We start from the raw sequence: 18,390 nt of genomic DNA, 5'->3' as shown, positions 1-18,390 counted from the left end.
CGTCCCCCGAAGCCGCAGTCTAGGACCGGTTCCCGAGGCCCGCGCCTCGACAGTGCCCCTGATTTCACCGGCACGGACCTGGCAGAAACTTGCCGGTGTCCCCGTGCACCGCGGGTGGGATAGGTTGTCCGGTTCGGCGCCGGATCAGTTCCCGGGCGCCGATTCCGGGGACGCGTAGCCGGGGTGCACGCCCGGCGTCAGGCCGCGGGCGGCGACCAGACGATTCAGCAGATCGGCGAGCTGCCGGTATTCGTCGTCCGACAGTGCTGCGGTCTGTTCGCGTTCGTGCGCGAAGGCGATCGCGCCGAGCTGGGCGAGGAGTTCTCCCGCCGCCGGCGTGAGGTGCAGTTCGTGGTTGCGGCGGTCGGCGGGGCTGCGGCGGCGTTCGATCAGGCCCTTGGTGTCGAGGGGGTCGATGAGGGCGACCACCCGGCTGGGGACCACGCCGAGTTCGGCGGCGAGTGAACGCTGACTGCGGCCCGGCTCCGCGGCGATCATGCGCAGGATGCCGACTTCCGGTGGGGTGAGCCCGATTTCGGCGATGCGCTCCGAGAACCGTTGCGTGGCCTGGGCGCCCAGTTGAGCGAGCTGGAAGGCGACCGCGCGCATGGGGCGGGTCGGCTGCGCTCGCCCGGTTTCCTCTTGCTTCGCTTCGGCCATGGCGTTATCGTACACGGCAGGCAATCGTTCACAGCAGAGAATGATTCATGCAAGAGAACGGAATCTCCGTCATGTCTGCCGAATCCCACGCACTCCACAAGCCCGCGGCACTCGAACCGCCTCTGGGCGGCCTCGGCGTCGCCGTCGCCGGACTGTTCGTCGCCGGACTCGCCATCAGCACCATCCGCGCAGGTGGAAGCCCATTCCCATCACCCTTCGGGGATGCCGGGGACGCGCTCGCCTACTTTCGCGACCGCCCCTCTGCCGTACGCACCGGCGCGGTACTGCAGTACGCGAGCGCCATCCCGCTGACCCTCTACACGGCGGCGGCCGCGGCTCGGCTGCGGCGGGTCGCCAACGGTTTCGGGCCCGCGCTCGCCGCGATCGGCGGCGCCCTCGCGGTCGTCTTCCTGATCTGCTCCGGACTCGTCAGCTGGGCGCTCACCGTGCCCGAGGTGGTGAGCGATCCGGCCCTGGTCCGGGGGTTGCACACGCTCGCGTTCCTGTGCGGCGGCCCGGCCAATGTGATGGCCACCGGCCTGCTCATCGCGGGAATCGCGCTGAGCGCCCTGCCGCGACAGCTGCTCACCCCCTGGCTGATCAGCGCGGGCCTGGTGATCGCGGTGATCGCCCTGTGCACCACCGCCGCGCTCGCCGTCACCGCGGCGGCCTTCCTGCTGCCGATCGCGCGCTTCACCGGCATGGCCTGGTTGATCGCCGCCGGATTCCTGCTTCCCCGTTCGTAATTCACACCTTCAGGAGAAACCCGAATGACCACCCCGATGATCACCAAACTGGTGCGGTTCCAGCGGCCCGAACTGTCGCTCCCCTATCTGAACGGCATCGACGACACCCACGTCGCCGCGCTGTTCGGCCTCGATTCCGACGAATATCGGTCGCTGCGCGAGGAATTCACGACGCAAGCGCGAGCCGCGGCGGCGGATCTGCTGACCGAGGACGCGGTCGCCGACCAGGTCGACCGGCTCCCGTTCGCACCGGGCGCGCGTGTGGTCGCGCTCGGTGAGAGCAGCACCGCCGATCGACTGTCCTGGTTCGAGATCCTGCGCCACCTGCTCGAACTACGACGGCCGGGAGACGCGATCACCCTGCTCAATCTGGCGGTCACCGGGGCCACCACCACGAACACCCTGAAAAGCATTGCGGCGCTCGGGTTCCAACGCCCCGACTGGGTCCTGTGCCAGCTCGGCGCGAACGACGCACAGCGCCTCGGCGCCGACGGGCCACGCGTGGTCAGCGCCGAGGAGACCGCGCGCAATCTGGGCGTCCTGCACGACGAAGGGGTACGGCTCAGCGGCGCACGCTGGGTCTGGCTCACCCCGACCGACGCCGACGAGTCGCTGATCGCGACCTTCCCGCCGTTCCAGCAGGCCGGAATCAGCTGGCGCGCGGCCGATCACGAGGACACCGCGCGTTCGCTGCGCGAGCGGCCGGAACCGGTGATCGACACGCTCACCGTCACCCGCCCCGACTCGGGTCATCGGCTCTACGAGCCGGACGGCGTGCATCTCACCCCCGGGGGTCAGGTCGCCGTCGCCCGGGCCGTGGTGTCGGCGCTCGCGGCGATGGCGTGAGGGCATCCCATGCGAATGACCATGATCGCCCTCGCTCCCCTGCTGGCCGCGGGCGTGTGCGCAACCCAGCCGACCGCTTCCGCCGCATCCGATGACGCCGTGGCGGTCACCGCCGCCCAGGTCGGCGATGCCGCGGTCATCACTGTGGCCGACGGCGTCCTCGCCCTGCGGGACGGGGTGCTCACCATCGCGGCGCCCGGCGGCACCGTGCTCGCCGGAGCCGAAATGTCCTTCCGGGTGGACGATTTCGTCTTTCCGATCGCGGCCTCCGTCACCGACCGGACCGCGACGCTGGTCCCCGACCTCGATCCCGCCCACGCCGTCTACGCTCCGGTCGCGCTGCCGTTCGAGGACTCCGCCGGATTCCAGACGCCCTATCAACGCGAGCAGGCCGCCTGGAATCGCATGAACAGCACCATCGGCATGGGCGCGGTCCTGGGCACCCTGGTCGGCGGTGTGGGCGGGGCGGCGGTCGGTTGCGTGCTGGGCGCGGCGGTCGGGGCCACGGTCGCCGCGGCCACCATCGTCGGACTCTTCGGCCCGTTCCTGCCCGGCGCGGTGGTCGGGTGTTTGGGCGGTGTGGTCGCGATCGGGACGCTGGGCACCATCGCCGGCCAATTGCTGGTGACCGCGCCCGTGGCGGTCCTGGCGGCGGTCCAGTACTTCACCACCATCACCGCTCCGCTCTGACGACGGGCGGGGTGTGCGGTGTACCTCACAATGTCCGCCCAGCTGAGAGTGGGTGCGGGCGGTCCAGGAAGATGGTGCCCGAGTAACTCGAGTACAAGGAGATTTCGTGGAACGCATTGGCGTGATCGGTGGCGGCACCATGGGTGCCGGTATCGCCGAGGTGGCGGCCCGCGCGGGCGGGTCGGTCCTGATCCTGGAGCGCGACACCCAGGCGGCGGACGCCGCGGTGGAGCGGATCGAGAAGTCGCTGGCGCGCGCGGTGAAGTCCGGGCGGCTCGAGCAGGCCGCGGCCGACGAGGCCCGCGCCCGCATCGCCCTGACCACCTCGATCGACGATTTCGCCGATCGGGAGCTGGTGATCGAGGCCGCGCCGGAGATCGAGTCGCTCAAGGCCGACTTCTTCACCAAGCTCGACGGCATCGTCTCCCCCGAGACCATCCTGGCCACCAACACCTCCTCCATCCCGGTGATCCGGCTGGCCAACGCCACCGCCCACCCGGAGCGCGTGGTCGGCGTCCACTTCTTCAACCCGGTGCCGGTGCTGCCGCTGGTCGAGATCGTGGTCACCCTCAAGACCGACCGCGCCGTGGTCGACAAGGTCACCGGCTACGCCCGCGACGTCCTGGGCAAGCGCACCATCGAGTCCAAGGACCAGGCGGGCTTCATCGTCAACGCCCTGCTGATCCCGTACCTGTGCAGCGCTATCCGCATGTTCGAGACCGGCTTCGCCAGCGCCGAGGACATCGACGAGGGCATGGTCAGCGGCTGCGCCCACCCGATGGGCCCGCTGCGCCTGTGCGACACCGTCGGCTTGGACGTCACTCTCGCGGTCGCCGAGTCGCTGTTCGCCGAGTTCGGTGAGCCGCAGTACGCGCCGCCGGTGCTGCTGCGCCGCATGGTCGACGCGGGCTACCTGGGCCGCAAGACCGGTCGCGGTTTCTACACCTACTGATTCGCCCGAATTCGGCCGCCCGTACCCGAAGTGCGGGCGGCCGATTCGTGTCCGGCTGCGGGCGAACGATTTACGGTCACGAACTTGTCAATTGTCCAGCATGGTTGGTTTGTTATGCACTACCCTGACCCGCGATGCGCCGCTGACCTCCTGAAATCTGGTGCAGGAAACAGTGAATCGGTTCCGGAACAGCAAGGACACAACCGTGCACGCACGCAGCCTCGTCACCGCCCTCGGCGCCTTCGCCGCCGCCGTCACCCTGGCCGCCGGTAACGCGCAGGCCATTCCCGCGCTGGCCGTCGACAGCGCGCGAGAGACCAATGGCAATGCCGTGATCACGATTTCGTACTTGTGCACCGGACCGGCCGCCGCGCTGTCGGTGACCGTGCGGGCGACGCCCTATCTGGGGTCTGGGGTCAATGGCAGCACGCTCGCACCGGTCGTGTGCGCCGGGCAGCCGCAGCAGGCCACCGTCACGGTCAATCCGGTGCAGCTGTTCGGGGAATCGGCCAAATTCCAGTCCGGGGCACTCACCGACGTGACGGTCACCGTGCTGGACCTGACGCTGAATTCGCCGGTCAACACCACCAAGAAGCGGATCGAACACCTCGGCTGAGCGAGACCGGTCGTCAGTACTTAATGACGACAGATTCCCGGTCGCCGCGATCTTCATAACGTTGTCCTCATCAAGTTCACACGAACCGAGGAGAACGACAATGAGTGACATCACCGAACTCGTGCAGCGCTACCTGGCCACCTGGAACACCACCGACGCCGGCCGGCGGGCGGCGTCGGTCGCCGAACTGTTCACCGAGGACGCCGAATACACCGACCCGCTGGTGTCGGTGCGCGGGCACGCCGGACTCGACGCCACCATCGCCGCCGTGCAGGCGCAGTTCGCCGGGCTCGAGTTCACCCTCGGCGGGGCCGTCGACGCCAACCACCACATCGCCCGATTCACCTGGCACCTGGGCGCTCCCGGCGCGGAACCGCTGGTGATCGGCTTCGACGTGGCCGCCCTCGCCGCCGACGGGCGCATCGAGCGCGTCTACGGCTTCCTCGACCAGGTCCCGGCCGGACTCTGACCCACGACCGGCCGGGCGGCGCGCGACCCCGCCCGGCCCGCCACCGAAACTTCGGTACGACAAGGGGATTCCCATGTTCTTCACCACTCCCACCGACGGCACCACTCTCGCCTACGAGGACTACGGCACCGGCGCGCCGCTGGTCTTCATCTCCGGCTGGGCCCTGCCCACCGACATGTGGGAGTGCCAGGTGCCGTTCTTCCTCGAGCAGGGCTACCGCTGTGTCCTGCTCGACCGCCGCGGCCACGGGCGTTCCGACCGCCCGTCGTCCGGCTACGACACCGACACCCGCGCCGACGATCTCGCCGCGCTGCTCGAGCACCTGGACCTGCGGGACGCGATCCTGATCGCGCACTCCACCGGCGCCGCGGAAGCCGTCCGCTACCTCGCCCGCCACGGCGCGGACCGGGTAGCGCGAATCGCGTTGCTGGGACCAGCGATTCCGTACCTGCTCCAGACCGAGGACAACCCGGTCGGCGTCCCCGCCGCGATGATCGACGCCTCCACGGCTGACCTGCGCGCCGACCGCGCCCAATGGCTGGCCGACCGGGCGCAGGGCTACTTCGCCACCCACCTGGGCACCCGGGTGTCCGCGGCGGCGATCGAGGCCGAGGTGCAGCGCAGCATGAGCTGCTCCCCGATCGCGGCGCTCGAGGTCCAGAAGGCGGTGGCCCGCACCGACCACCGCGCCGATGTCGCCGCGCTGGCGGTGCCCACCCTGCTGCTGCACGGCCTGCACGACCAGTCCATTCCGATCGAGGTCAGCAGCCACCAGGCCGTGCGGCTCTACCCAGAGGCGGTGTTGAAGGAGTACCCGACCGCCGGGCACGGGCTGTACCGCAGCCATGCCGACCAGGTGAACGCCGACCTGCTCGAGTTCGTCAAGGCGTGACGCCACCGCGATCAATACAGCTGCGCGGCAATTCCTTTCAATTCGCCGCGCGACGTCACCCCGAGCTTCGGGTACGCCTTGTACAGGTGGTAGCCGACGGTGCGGTGGCTCAGGAACAGCTGGGCGGCGATATCGCGATTGGACAGGCCCTCGGCGGCCAGGCGGACGATCTGCAACTCCTGCGGGGTCAGGCCGGTGGCGGTCGACCCCGCCCCGGCCGCATCGGCGGCGGGAGCTCCCGCCGCCGACAGCTCGTGGCGGGCTCGCTCGGCCCACGGGCGCAGGTCCAGGCGGTCGAAGACCTCGAGGGCCTCGGTCAGGGGGGTGCGGGCCTCGGACTTGCGGCGGGCTCGGCGCAGCCATTCGCCGTACAGCAGTGCGGTGCGGGCGAATTCGATGGGACGGGCCTCGCGATCGTGGATCGCCAGGGCCTGGGTGTAGAGGTCCTCGGCGTGGTCGTCGTCGAGCAAGGCGCGGCAGCGCAGTACCAAGGCTTCGGCCCAGGGTTGGCCCACCGATTCCGCCCAGCCCGCCAGCTTCGTGAAGGGCGCGGCGGCGCGCTCCGGGGCGCCGAGCCGGACAGCGGCCTCGACCAGGTCGGGAATCGAACGGGTGGCGCAGATGTGGTGGCTGAAAGGGACTTTCGTCAAACGCTCGAGACGGGAAAGGGCGGACTCCGCGCGGCCGGCACCTAGGTCGAGCAAGCCTAACGACCAGTGCGCCCACGGGGCGCCGGGGGCGATCGACCCGGGGGTGTCCCCTTCCAGGCCCAGTTCGGCATGCGCGCGGCACTCGGCTTCATCGCCCCGTAGCGCGTCCAGATGTGCCAGCACACTGCTGAGTTGGCGCACCCACTGCTGCTGACCGGTATCGCGCGCGAGGTCGCGGGCTTCGACGGTGGCGGTGCGCGCGTCGGTCAGTCGTCCGGTGAAGATATCAGCCTCGGCGGCGAAGAACAGCACGGTCGGCAGGCGGCCCGCCGCACCTGCGGCACGATGCCGGACGGCCAGCGAGACGGCCAGGTCGAAGGCGGGGCCGTCCTGCCCACGAGCCAGGGCCACGCCACACAGAATCAGCAGAACCTGGTCGGAAACGGCACCACGGGAACGGATTTCGACAAGCGTGTCGGTAAGGGACAACGGCTTGCCAGGGCCGATATCGAACAGTCTGCCGAGGAATCGCACGACCGGTGTCACGGCGGGTTCGTCCGCCAGGCGTAGGTCGCCCAGGCGCTTCAGCACCTCCGCCAGTTCCGGTTCACCCAGGTACCAGCCGGTGTGGATGGCCTGCACCAGCATTCCCGCGGCCTGCTCCGGATCGGCGGCGGCGATGCTCGCGGCCGCGTCGATCAACAGGCGATGCGCGTCGGGGAACGCGCCCTGCCAGAACTGGGCGAGCGCCTGCACCTGGGAGAGGCTGGCGCGCAACGACTCCGAACTCACCTCGCGGGCCGTGCGCCGGGCCAGGTCTCCGGCCCGCACCAGATCGCCGGATTCCAGCGCCGCCTGAGCGGCCAGCGTCTGCCGGCGAGTGCGATCCTCCGGCCGATCGCTGAGCCGGGCCGCCCGATCGTAGGCGGCGGCCGCGGCCGTATGACCGCCGCGCTCACGGGCTCGAATGGCGGTGCGCTCCAGAGCATCCGCCACCTCGGCGTCGGGACCGAGGGCGGCTGCCGCCAGATGCCAGGCGCGCCGATCCGACTGCTCGGTCGCGTCCAGGGCATCGGCGAGAGCCCGGTGCGCGGCCAAACGCTGCCCCAGCGGCGCACGTTGGTAGACGGCCGCGCGAATCAAGGGATGACGGAACGTGATCGAGACACCGGTGTGGCGCCGCAGCAGATCCGCGGCCTCGGCGGGCGCGAGATCGTCGACACCCGCGCCCAGACTCGCCGCCGCGCGCAGGACGATCCCAGGTTCCCCGGATTCGTCGGTGGCGAGCACCGTGAGCAGCGTCCGGGTGGCTTCCGGCAGCCAGCTGATCCGGCCGTGGAAGGCCACGCGCAGGCGATCGGTCAGCGGCAGTGCGCCCGCGGCGAGATCGGAGGCGGCTTCGTCGGCCATGGCCAACGGCAGTTCGCGCAGGGCCAGCGGATTGCCGCGCGCTTCCGCGAGCAGCCGGTACCGCACTGCCGGACTGAGCCGTAGCCCATCCGCGCCGAGGGAACGCCCGTCCACGCCGGACGAACGCCCGTCGGCACCGGAGGAATTCTCGGCGGCGCGGAACGCGCGCTCGTCGAGGAGGGTGGCCGCGGCCTCGGGTGACAGACCGGTCAGTCGCAGCTCGGGCAGACCGGCCGCCTCGAAGGAACCCTCGCCGTCACGGACGCCGAACAGCAGGACCACGCCCTCGGCTCGGAGCCGCCGCGCCGCGAACAACAGCGCGTCCCGCGAGGCGCGGTCGAGCCATTGGGCGTCGTCGACGACGACCAGCACCGCGGAGCCGTCCGCGTACTCGGTGAGCAGGGACAGTACGGCCAGGCCCGTGAGCATGGGCTCACGGCCGCCGGGACCGAGTCCGAGGGCGGCGGACAGTGCGTCGCGCTGGGGTTCGGGGAGAGCGGGTAGCCGGTCCAGGGCGGGGGTGAGGAGTAATTGCAGACCGGCGAACGGCAGTTCCGCCTCCGCCTCCAGGCCGGTGCCGCGCAGCACCCGCAATCCCTGGGCACGCGCGGCGGCATCCTCCAGCAGCGCGGTCTTGCCGATCCCGGCCTCGCCGCGCACCACCAGGACCGCGCTGCGGCCCTCGCGCGCGCCGTCGATCAGCGCGCCGAGCGCCTGCTGCTCGTGCTCGCGTCCACGCAGCGGCGGAAGTTGTTCGGCCACGGTCGTTCTCACACCGTCCATCATGGCGGGTAACAGAACACGCGCCGCCGGGCCGGTGGATGCGGAAAATCGTGACCTGCCTCACTTTTCGATCTTTTCAGCAGTCATAAGTGCTGGTGAGAGCACATATTCAGCATCCCGCTCAGTGGCGAGACACCCAATAACCGGATGAATTCTGTCGGACCCCGCCGGAATACTTGTCGCCGACCGATGAGTTGAGCGATCAGTACCCGTCTGCATCGATGTGGCACCCGGACGGCGATCACCGATTCCGCGGACCACCCACCCCTCGAACCCGAACACCCCCGGAGGTTTACCGATGCCCGCCGACCTATCCGCGAGCTCGACCAAGCAGCGGACACCAACGGTCATCCGGTTGCTGGTGCTCGCGACCTTCACGGTGATCCTCAACGAGACCATCATGATCAACGCGATTCCGCGGCTCATGAACGATCTCCACGTGACCGAGCGGTCCGCGCAGTGGGTGTCCACCGTCTTCATGCTCACCATGGCCGCCGTCATTCCGGTGACCGGCTGGTTCCTGCAGCGGGTCTCCACCCGCCGCGCGTACGCCATCGCCATGGGCGTCTTCCTGGTCGGCACCGCGCTCGCCGCGGTCGCGCCGTCGTTCGCCGTGCTGCTGATCGCGCGCGTCATCCAGGCCGGCGGCACCGCCGTCATGATGCCGCTGCTGATGACCACGCTGATGACCGTGGTTCCCGAGCAGGATCGCGGCCGCGTGATGGGCAATGTCACCCTCGCCATCTCGGTGGCCCCCGCCATGGGACCCGTCATCTCCGGCGCGGTGCTCAACTACGGTTCCTGGCGCTGGCTGTTCGTGCTGGTGCTGCCGATCGCCGGTGCGGTGACCGTGTTCGGTCTGCGCAACCTGGAGAATGTCGGTGAGCCGCAGGCCGGTTCGATCGACTGGTTCAGTGTGGTGTTCGCGGGCTTCGGTTTCGGCGGTCTGGTGTACGGCCTGAGCAAGTTCGGTTCCGGCAGCATCGCCACCCCCGCCCTGTTCGTGGCCGGTGGTCTGGCCCTGGTCGCCATCTTCGTGGTCCGTCAGATCTCGCTGCAGCGCAACGGCACCCCGCTGCTGGACCTGCGTGTCCTGCTGTCGGGCACCTACGCCAAGGCGCTGGTCCTGATGGCCGTGGCCTTCCTGGCCATGATGGGCTCGATGATCCTGCTGCCGCTGTACCTGCAGACCCTGCGGGAGCTCACCCCGCTGCAGACCGGTCTGCTGGTCATGCCCGGCGGCCTGGCCATGGGTCTGCTCGGTCCCACCGTGGGCAAGATCTTCGACCGCTTCGGCGGACGGGTCCTGGTGATCCCCGGCTCGATCGGCATCACCGCCGCCCTGGTCGGCTTCACCCAGATCTCGCTCACCACCCCCTACGCCGCCCTGGTCGCGCTGCACATCCTGCTGATGGTGTCCCTGGCCGCCGCCTTCACCCCGGTTTTCACCCTGGGCCTGGGCGCTCTTCCCATGCACCTGTACTCCCACGGCAGCTCGATGCTCGGCACCCTCCAGCAGGTGGCCGCCGCCTTCGGCACCGCCCTGGTCATCACTGTCATGACCTCCCGCGCCACCCACCTGGTCGACGGCGGCGAGAACCCGCTCAACGCCCACCTCGACGGCATGCGCCTGGCCTTCCTGGTCTCGGCGGGCCTGGCACTGATCGTGATCGTCATGGCGGTCCTGCTCCCCAACCGCTCCGACGCCCCGGCGCACGGCGAGCAGATCCCGGACACCCTGGACGAGCTCGACGACGCCCCGCAGCTGGTCAAGGACTGACCCTCCCGGCAACCGAAAGCGCCCGCGGCCGACCGCCGCGGGCGCTTTCGCGTTCCCGCCCACCCATCGGAGGGTCGGCATACGATGAGCAAATAATCGGGAATTGACCCGGTCAACCGGAGTCGGCCGGGCGACACTCAGGAGCCACCGATGACCAAATTCCTCGTGCTCTACAAGTCGGACCAGTCCGCCCGGGAGCAGATGGCACAGGGCACCCCCGAGGACATGGCGGCCGGAATGCAGGCGTGGATGGACTGGGCCGCCCGCGCCGGGGACGCACTCGTCGACCTCGGTTCCCCCCTGGGACCGGGTTCGGTGAACGCCGACGGCGGTATCGGCGGCTTCTCCATCCTCCAGGCGGAATCCGGCGAAGCCGTCCAGGCGGTCTTGAAGGACCACCCGCACACCGAATCCGGCGGCACCATCGAGGTTTACGAATTCCTGGCGATGCCCGGCATGTGACCGGTCAGTGCACGCCCTCCATGTGACGGCTGATCCACGGGGAGAGGGTCCACACGACGATGCCGACGGCGATGGCGATCAGGCCGGTGATGCCGAAGTAGGCGAGTTCGTGGGAGGGGTCGTAGTACTTGGCGAGGACGCCGGACATGGAGGTTCCGATGCCGACCGAGAAGAAGTAGAGGGCCATCATCTGGGCGCGGAAAGCGTTGGGGGCCAGCTTGGTTGTGACCGAGAGGCCGATCGGGGAGAGCATGAGCTCCGAGATCGCGAACGCGCCCAGGATGAAGAAGACGATCACGAACGACACCGACTTGCCGTGGGTGCCGGAGAAGAGGGTGAAGAGCAGGAAGGCCGCGCCCATACCGATGACGCCGAGGGCGAACTTGCGCGGGGTGCTGGGGGCGCGGTTGCCCAGGCGGGTCCACATGATCGCGAACAGCGGGGACAGGGCGATGATCCACACCGGCTCCATCGAGCCGATCCAGTTCGAGGGCGCCGTCCAGCCGAAGATGGACCAGGTCATGCGCTTGTCGGAGTAGGCCGACAGCACGGTGAAGATCTGCTGGAACAGCGACCAGAACACCGCGTTGGCGACGAACAGCGGCATGTACGCCCGCACCCGGGTGCGTTCGACCGCGTCGACCTTGTCGCTGGTCAGCATGATGGCGAAGTAGACGATCGAGGCCACGGTGATCACGCCGGTGGTGACATTGGGCAGGTTCGACAGCGTGATCAGCTTGGTCGCCGCGGCGATCGCGACCACCACGGCGAAGGCCGCGAGAGCCGCGACGACCTTCGGAATCTCGGTGCGCGGCAACGGGTTCGGGACGTCGCGGCCGTGCTCGCCGAGGTTCTTGCGGAAGACGACGTACTGGGTGAGGCCGATCGCCATGCCGATCGCCGCCGCACCGAAGCCGTAGTGGAAGCCGATGTGGTCCTGCAGCAGGCCGGTGATCAGCGGGCCGGCGAAGGCGCCCAGGTTGATGCCCAGATAGAAGAGGGTGAAGCCGCCGTCCGCGCGCGGGTCGTCCTTGTCGTAGAGGGTGCCCAGCAGCGAGGAGGCATTCGCCTTCAGACCACCCGAACCCAGCGCGACCAGCACCAGACCGACGCCGACACCGGCCAGTCCGGGCAGGATCGCCAGTGCGATGTGACCGGCCATGACGACGACGCCGCCGTAGAAGACGGTCCGCTCGGAACCGAGCAGCCGGTCGGCCACCCATGCGCCGAGCACCGTCGACAGGTAGACCAGACCGCCGTACGCGCCGACGATGCCGAGCCCGGTCGACTCGGCCATGCCCAGGCCGCCGTCGGTGGCCGAGTAGTACAGGTAGTAGCCGAGAATGGTCAGCATCCCGTAGAACGAGAACCGTTCCCACAACTCGACGCCGAACAAATTCGCGATACCGATGGGATGGCCGAACAGGGTCCGTTCAGTGGCCGGTTTCGCGTCGTGTGCTACTCCTGACATACCGAGACCCTCCCATATGGGGCAATCTGACAGCAACCTCGTGAGTTCACTTACGTCACATTTTCCCAGGGGAAAGTCGGCCCGACCTCGGCATCGGGCAAATGCCCTCGAATGCGCTCGAAGAATGGCCTTATCAGGCAATCGAAAGCGCGATGCCGTCCAGGATGTCGTGTTCGCTGACAATCAGTTCGGAAATCCCGGCCCGCCGTGCCAGCTCATCGGCCAGCACCTCAGCAACCACCGCGCCACCGCCGATCACATCCACCCGGCCCGGGTGCATGGGCCCGAGCGCGGCCCGCTCGTCGTGGTTCATGCCGATCAGCCGATCGCACACCTGGCGCAGCTCCGACAGCGGCATCCGGGTGAGATGCACTCGCTCCGAATCGTATTCGGGCAGATCGAGCGCGACCGCCGCGATCGTGGTCATGGTCCCGGCCACGCCCACCCAGGTGCGCGCGCGTTCCACCGGCACCACGCCGAAGGCCTGCGCCAGCCGCTCGGAGGCGAAGAACCGCGCGGACGCGACCTCCTCGCGGGTGGGCGGATTGCCGTGCAGGCAGCGCTCGGTGATCCGCACGCAACCGATGTCGGCCGAATACGCCGACCGCACACCGGCGGCGTCGCCGAGCACCACCTCGGTGGACCCGCCGCCGAGGTCGACCACCACGAAAGGCCCGGCGGCGCTGGACAGTTCCCCGACCGCGCCCGCGAACGACAGCCGCGCCTCCTCGTCACCGGTGATGACCTCGGCCTGCGCTCCGGTCACCACCCGGCCCAGCTCCTCGCCGGTCATGCCGAAGAAGTCCTCGCGGTTGGAGGCGTCGCGGGTGGCGGAGGTGGCGACCATCCGCACCCGGGTCACCCCGTGCTTCAGCATCAGGTCCACGTAGTCGCGCAGCGCGACCCGGGTCCGTTCGATCGCTTCGGGATTCAGCGCGCCGGTCGCGTCGACGCCCTGCCCCAAGCGCACGATCCGCATCTCGCGGTGCACGTCGGTGAGGTGCGGCGCGCCCGCCTCGTCCCGGGTGGCGTCGGCGATCAGCAGACGAATCGAATTGGTGCCGCAGTCGATCGCCGCGATCCGCTCGTGTCCTTCGGCCGCCGTGTCTCCGGCAGCCGCCGAGCTCTGGGCGAATTCCGCATTGCTCATCAGTGACCTCTGAATTCGAATGGTGCCGAACGACTCCGGCGGACGCGCCGGGTCAGGCGTCGCCGGTGGCCGAATCGGTGCGGTACTGGTCGTATTTCGGCCAGTCGGCGGGGATGGCGGTGCCGCGCAAGCCGTGTTCGGCCGCCAGGGCGACGGCCTCGTCACCGAGCGTATTGAGCCCCGGCCCCTTGGCCAAGGAGTGCGCGATCAGGACGTGCAGGCACTTCACCCGGTCGGGCATGCCGCCCCCGGCGAAGTCGGTGCCCAGGTCCTCGATGGCATTGCGTTCGGCCAGGTAGCTGTCGTACGCGGCGCGATAGGCGGCGGCCAGTTCCGGATCGCGGGTGAGACGTTCGGACATGTCGCGCATCAAGCCCGTGGTCTCGAGCCGGCTCGCTTCCGCGGTCAGGCGCGGGTCGGTCAGGTAGTAGAGGGTCGGGAAGGGCGTGCCGTCGGGCAGCTTGGGCGCGGTCTTCACGACCGCGGGCAGACCGTCCGGGGTGTGGTACGCGATGGCGAGCACGCCGCGCGGAGCCCGGCCCAGTTGCTCGGCGACGATCGCGAGATCGCGCTCGCTGGGTTCGTTCTCGGCTGCGGTCACCTGGGTTGTCCTTCCTCGGAGGGTATGGGCGGCGGGGGCGGCGCCGGAGTGGTGGTGGGTGCGGGGGCGGCGACCGGTTGCGGCGACGAGATGCTGCGCCACACCTGCGTGTACCAGGGGTCGGGCTCCCGCGGTTTGGCGGGCTGGGTCGGGATGGCCGGCTGCTCGATCTCGGGGATCTGCACGATGTAGGGGGTGTCCCCCGGCATCACCAGGCGCAGGCGGTCCCGGGCCTCGGCCTTGATGTAGTTCGGATCCTGTTGCTGCGCACGACGATCGCGCAGCACCGAGACTTCCTCTTCCAGCTGATTGTGCTGGGTGGCCAGTTCGGCGGCATCGGTGCGCTGGGTGAAATAGGTGCGCAGCGGGACCGCCAGGGTGAGCGCCAGGCCCGCCAGCACCGCGGCCAGCAGGACCGCGCGACCCGTGGACAGGCCAAGGATCTTGCGTTCGTGCCGTTCGGAACTCGCGGCGGGCGCGGTGCGGCGCTTGGCCGTGGCCTTCGCCGCCGCCCGGGTCTTGCTCGCGGCCTTGGGGACCGCGCCCGACTTGGACGCCGCGGTGGCGGTTTCGGTCCGCTTCCCGCCCGAGGCGGTCTTGGACCGGGTGGAGCGCGACGGGCGCCGGTCACTTCGTCCCGCAGGACTGGTACCGCGCGCCCGTCGCTCCGTCATCTCACACCTCGAAAGTCAGCTGATCGATTGCCTTCTCAGCCTTCGACTATGTCAGCCTTCGAACGCGAAACGCGGGAAGGCCGCGTCACCGGCGTAGCGCGCCGAGTCGCCCAGGGCGTCCTCGATACGCAGCAGCTGGTTGTACTTGGCGACCCGCTCGGAGCGAGCCGGGGCGCCGGTCTTGATCTGGCCGGAACCGACGGCCACGGCCAGGTCGGCGATGGTGGTGTCCTCGGTCTCGCCGGACCGGTGGCTCATCATCGACTTGTAGCCGTTGCGGTGGGCCAGCTCGACCGCGTCCAGGGTCTCGGTCAGGGTGCCGATCTGGTTGACCTTCACCAGCAGCGCGTTGGCGGCGCCCTTGGCGATGCCCTCTTCCAGGCGGTCCGGGTTGGTGACGAACAGGTCGTCGCCGACCAGCTGCACCTTGTCGCCGATCTGGTCGGTCAGCGCGACCCAGCCGTCCCAGTCGTCCTCGGACAGCGGGTCCTCGATCGACACGATCGGGTACGCGCCGAGCAGGCCTGCGTAGAAGTCCGACATCTCGGCCGCGGTGTGCAGCTTGCCCTCGAACTTGTAACCCTCACCGGTGGTGTAGAACTCGGTGGCGGCCACGTCGAGCGCCAGCGCGATCTCGCTGCCCAGCTTGAAACCGGCCTTCTCGATCGCGGAGGCGATCAGGTCCAGGGCGGCGCGGGTGTTGGCGACCGACGGCGCGAAACCGCCCTCGTCGCCCAGGCCGGTGGACAGACCCTGAGCCTTCAGCACCGACTTCAGCGTGTGGTAGACCTCCGCGCCCCAGCGCAGCGACTCCTTGAAGGTGGCCGCGCCGATGGGGGCGATCATGAATTCCTGGACGTCGACGCCGGAGTCGGCGTGCGCGCCACCGTTGAGGATGTTCATCATCGGGACGGGCAGCACGTGGGCGTTCGGGCCGCCGACGTAGCGGAACAGCTCCAGGCCCGAGGACTCGGCGGCGGCGCGGGCCACGGCCAGCGACACGCCCAGCAGGGCGTTCGCACCCAGGCGGGACTTGTCCGGGGTGCCATCCAGATCCAGCAGGGTCTGGTCGACGGTGCGCTGCTCGACGGCGTCGAGACCGATCACGGCCGGGGCGATCTCGTCGAGAACGCCCTCGACGGCCTTCTGCACACCCTTGCCCTGGTAGCGGTCGCCACCGTCACGCAGCTCGACAGCCTCGTGCTCACCGGTGGACGCGCCGGAGGGCACGGCCGCGCGGGTGAGGGTGCCGTCGTCGAGAGCGATCTCGACCTCGACAGTGGGGTTGCCACGAGAATCCAGGATCTCGCGAGCTCCGACCTGTTCGATGATGGCCACGAAACGACACTCCTTCGGCTGCTGACTCGGCAGGTCGCACGGCTGTCGCCGTGCTGCGGAAAAGCCTAGCAGTGTTGAATTCGCCGCTCCGCTACGCTCCGGGGCCGGTTCGCGGCCCCTGGTCCAGAACTTCGGGTGCTGGTCAGACGGTACGGCCCACACTGTAAGCCGCGGCTCGATAGCGGACGGTATTCATGTAGCTGGTGGATTGGTTGTAGGTGAGCAGGGCCTGCTGCCAGCCGGGAGCGGCGGTCAGGTCGCCGCCCATGGCGCAGAGATAGCGGGCGGCGGTGAGCGCGGCGTCGTCGATGTTGTCGGGATCGATCTTGCCGTCGCCGTTGGCGTCCACGCCCCAGCGCTTCCAGGTCTCGGGGATGAATTGGAACGGGCCCATGGCGCGGGCGTAGACCGGGTTCGCGTCGGTGGCGCCGACATCGAGGATGCGGGCGCGACCCGGCGAACCGTCCAGGGCCAGGCCGCGGATCGGGGGCGACACCGTGCCGTCGTCGGCGATGCGGGAACCGGCGTGCGTGCCGTGCTGACTCTCGACGCTGGCGATGCCCGCCAGGGTGGTCCAGCCGATCCCGCACTCGGGCTTGGAGCGGGCCAGCACCGCGGCCGCGTACCCGTACGCCTCGAGCGCGAGCACCGGGATGCCGGTCGATTCGCGCTGTTCCTTCGCCCAGTCGCGGAGCTGAATCGCGGTGCGGCCCGGCGCATCCAGATCGATCGCGGGCACCGGCGCGCCCGCTCGCGGCGGCATGTCGTCGGGCACCGGGGTGAGATGGGTTGTCCCGCAACCGGTCAGCACGAGGAGAGCGGCGGCCGCGCCCACCAGGCCGGCGCGGGTCAGCGGGGCTCGGAGGCCGGCCATACGGATACGCACACCGTTCATCATCCAGATGGATCGGCGTGCGGGCGAGAAACGTCAACGCGGTTCGCCCGAACGAGGCCGATTCGATTACCCTCCGCGCGGGCATCCTATACCTATTCGCTATTTCTACGACACGCCGTTAGGTAAGCCTTGCCAAAATTCTGCGGGGGCAATACCGTCTTCGGTCGAGCCAAGATCACCATCCCCCGCCCACGCCAGGAAGGCCCTTCCGTTGGTGAAAAGCGTTCTCTCCGAACGTCAACCGCTCCACCCCGAAAAGCTCGAACCGCTCGAACGGCGCGACCTGCCGGAATCCGCGACCCGCGCGATCCGCTACCTCGCCGCTGAGATCGCCGTCACAGTTAGTGCCACGCCCGCGATCGCGGCCACCCTCTCGCATCCGGTCCTGTTGCGCCACATCGACGCCAAATACGGCAGGTTGCCCGAGGTTGTGCACGAGGCCATGCGCCCGCCCGCCACGTCCGCGGGCGTCGCGGTCATCGTCCGGCTACCGATCGACGAGGACGCGCTCGGGCCGACCCCGTTCAATTGGGAGGAGGCCGCGGCCTGGGCCGGGGACCGGTCGCGGCGGTCCACCTCGTTCGAACTCGACATCGCCCTGCTGCTGCTGGCCCGGTGCGCCGGTGAGCCGTTCGGCTGGCAGGGGCAACAGGCCGGGCGGCTGGTCAACAACATCCTGCCCACTCCCGGGCACGAGCACGAGCAGTCCGGGGCCAGCAGCACGGCGCTGCTCAGCCCGCACACCGAGGACGCCTTCCACCCGCAGCGCGCCAACCTGCTGATGCTGAGCTGCCTGCGCAACCCCGACCGGGTCGCCACCACCGTGTCCTCGATCCGGCAGGTGGAACTCGATGCGGCGCAATGGGACATCCTGCGCGCCGCCCGGCTGCCGATCCTGCCCGACGTCTCCTACGGCGACGACTTCGGCGATGAGACCGCGCCGCCGATCCCCACCGTCGGGGCCGACGCCGACGGGCCGACACTGCGTTTCGACCCCGCGTACACCCCGCTCGCCCGGGCCGACGACGAATTTCGTTGCGCCTACCAGCATTTGACCAGCGAATTGCACCGGGTAAGTCGCGCGGTCGCTTTGGCTCCCGGCGAGCTATTGCTGGTGGACAATGATTCCGTGGTCCACGGCAGGGTGCCTTTCGCGCCGCGTTACGACGGCACCGACCGCTGGCTCAAGCGGGTGAATATCCGTCTGCCCCAACGCCGCCGCGCCGCCGCCGAAGCCGAGGAGAACGGCTACGGTCAGCGCGTGGTCGCCCCCTTCAGCACGACCAGAGGACAGCACCCGTGAAC

18 protein-coding genes are annotated in these 18,390 nt (G+C 69.3%); 10 read left to right on the top strand and 8 right to left on the bottom strand.

Annotation, left to right across the window (positions count from 1 at the left end; all coding sequences use genetic code 11):
- Positions 1–144: 144 nt before the first annotated feature.
- Entirely contained in the window at positions 145–660 is a 516-nt protein-coding gene (locus ACFYTS_RS10035) for a MarR family winged helix-turn-helix transcriptional regulator (RefSeq protein WP_357280311.1), read from the bottom strand.
- A 71-nt stretch (positions 661–731) separates the two neighbouring features.
- On the opposite strand from ACFYTS_RS10035, the gene ACFYTS_RS10030 reads away from it, so the two are divergent.
- The 7 genes from ACFYTS_RS10030 (at position 732) to ACFYTS_RS10000 (ending at position 5,871) form a co-directional block, all read left to right on the top strand.
- Entirely contained in the window at positions 732–1,406 is a 675-nt protein-coding gene (locus ACFYTS_RS10030) for a hypothetical protein (RefSeq protein ID WP_387302598.1), read from the top strand.
- 24 nt (positions 1,407–1,430) lie between these two features.
- Complete coding sequence (locus tag ACFYTS_RS10025) at positions 1,431–2,252, top strand: SGNH/GDSL hydrolase family protein (RefSeq protein ID WP_357280316.1); 822 nt, start codon at positions 1,431–1,433, stop codon at positions 2,250–2,252.
- Between the two features lie 9 nt (positions 2,253–2,261).
- Positions 2,262–2,942 carry a hypothetical protein gene (locus ACFYTS_RS10020; RefSeq protein WP_357280319.1) on the top strand — a complete coding sequence of 227 codons (681 nt, stop codon included), beginning with the start codon at positions 2,262–2,264 and terminating at the stop codon, positions 2,940–2,942.
- 106 nt (positions 2,943–3,048) lie between these two features.
- A complete protein-coding gene (locus tag ACFYTS_RS10015) occupies positions 3,049–3,894 on the top strand; it encodes a 3-hydroxybutyryl-CoA dehydrogenase (protein ID WP_357091916.1) in 846 nt (281 codons plus the stop codon).
- A 205-nt stretch (positions 3,895–4,099) separates the two neighbouring features.
- Positions 4,100–4,510, top strand: coding sequence for a hypothetical protein (locus ACFYTS_RS10010; RefSeq protein WP_357280321.1), 411 nt, complete (start codon positions 4,100–4,102; stop codon positions 4,508–4,510).
- A gap of 100 nt (positions 4,511–4,610) precedes the next feature.
- Positions 4,611–4,979 (top strand): nuclear transport factor 2 family protein, encoded by a 369-nt coding sequence (locus tag ACFYTS_RS10005; RefSeq protein WP_357280324.1) that lies wholly within the window; start codon positions 4,611–4,613, stop codon positions 4,977–4,979.
- A gap of 73 nt (positions 4,980–5,052) precedes the next feature.
- Positions 5,053–5,871, top strand: coding sequence for an alpha/beta fold hydrolase (locus ACFYTS_RS10000; RefSeq protein ID WP_387302595.1), 819 nt, complete (start codon positions 5,053–5,055; stop codon positions 5,869–5,871).
- Between the two features lie 11 nt (positions 5,872–5,882).
- On the opposite strand, the gene ACFYTS_RS09995 is transcribed toward ACFYTS_RS10000, so the two are convergent.
- Entirely contained in the window at positions 5,883–8,705 is a 2,823-nt protein-coding gene (locus ACFYTS_RS09995; RefSeq protein WP_387302593.1) for a helix-turn-helix transcriptional regulator, read from the bottom strand.
- A gap of 307 nt (positions 8,706–9,012) precedes the next feature.
- Between ACFYTS_RS09995 and ACFYTS_RS09990 the strand changes: the two genes are divergently transcribed.
- Both ACFYTS_RS09990 and ACFYTS_RS09985 read left to right on the top strand, forming a co-directional pair.
- Positions 9,013–10,494: an MDR family MFS transporter gene (locus ACFYTS_RS09990; protein ID WP_357280331.1), complete on the top strand. Its 1,482-nt coding sequence runs from the start codon at positions 9,013–9,015 to the stop codon at positions 10,492–10,494.
- Positions 10,495–10,644: 150 nt separating this feature from the next.
- Positions 10,645–10,956, top strand: coding sequence for a YciI family protein (locus ACFYTS_RS09985; protein WP_357280334.1), 312 nt, complete (start codon positions 10,645–10,647; stop codon positions 10,954–10,956).
- A gap of 4 nt (positions 10,957–10,960) precedes the next feature.
- On the opposite strand, the gene ACFYTS_RS09980 is transcribed toward ACFYTS_RS09985, so the two are convergent.
- From ACFYTS_RS09980 to ACFYTS_RS09955, 6 genes are all read right to left on the bottom strand, one after another.
- Positions 10,961–12,427 (bottom strand): peptide MFS transporter, encoded by a 1,467-nt coding sequence (locus tag ACFYTS_RS09980; protein WP_387302590.1) that lies wholly within the window; start codon positions 12,425–12,427, stop codon positions 10,961–10,963.
- Between the two features lie 133 nt (positions 12,428–12,560).
- On the bottom strand, positions 12,561–13,577 hold the full coding sequence (locus tag ACFYTS_RS09975; RefSeq protein WP_357280340.1) for a Ppx/GppA phosphatase family protein: 1,017 nt from the start codon (positions 13,575–13,577) through the stop codon (positions 12,561–12,563).
- A 52-nt stretch (positions 13,578–13,629) separates the two neighbouring features.
- On the bottom strand, positions 13,630–14,178 hold the full coding sequence (locus tag ACFYTS_RS09970; RefSeq protein ID WP_357280342.1) for a DUF501 domain-containing protein: 549 nt from the start codon (positions 14,176–14,178) through the stop codon (positions 13,630–13,632).
- Positions 14,175–14,852 (bottom strand): septum formation initiator family protein, encoded by a 678-nt coding sequence (locus ACFYTS_RS09965; RefSeq protein ID WP_387302588.1) that lies wholly within the window; start codon positions 14,850–14,852, stop codon positions 14,175–14,177. The genes ACFYTS_RS09970 and ACFYTS_RS09965 overlap by 4 nt, the downstream gene beginning before the upstream one ends.
- A gap of 51 nt (positions 14,853–14,903) precedes the next feature.
- The gene (eno, locus tag ACFYTS_RS09960; RefSeq protein WP_357280347.1) at positions 14,904–16,190 is read right to left on the bottom strand and encodes a phosphopyruvate hydratase; all 1,287 of its coding nucleotides are present in this window, start codon (positions 16,188–16,190) and stop codon (positions 14,904–14,906) included.
- Between the two features lie 142 nt (positions 16,191–16,332).
- Positions 16,333–17,085, bottom strand: a complete 753-nt coding sequence (locus tag ACFYTS_RS09955) for a lytic murein transglycosylase (RefSeq protein WP_357280350.1) — start codon at positions 17,083–17,085, stop codon at positions 16,333–16,335.
- Between the two features lie 214 nt (positions 17,086–17,299).
- On the opposite strand from ACFYTS_RS09955, the gene ACFYTS_RS09950 reads away from it, so the two are divergent.
- Positions 17,300–18,388 carry a TauD/TfdA family dioxygenase gene (locus ACFYTS_RS09950; protein ID WP_387302887.1) on the top strand — a complete coding sequence of 363 codons (1,089 nt, stop codon included), beginning with the start codon at positions 17,300–17,302 and terminating at the stop codon, positions 18,386–18,388.
- Positions 18,389–18,390 lie beyond the last annotated feature (2 nt).

It is taken from the genome of Nocardia sp. NPDC004151 (assembly GCF_042874235.1).
Classification (GTDB): Bacteria; Actinomycetota; Actinomycetes; order Mycobacteriales; family Mycobacteriaceae; genus Nocardia.
This window is presented reverse-complemented; position numbering and strand designations above follow the sequence as displayed.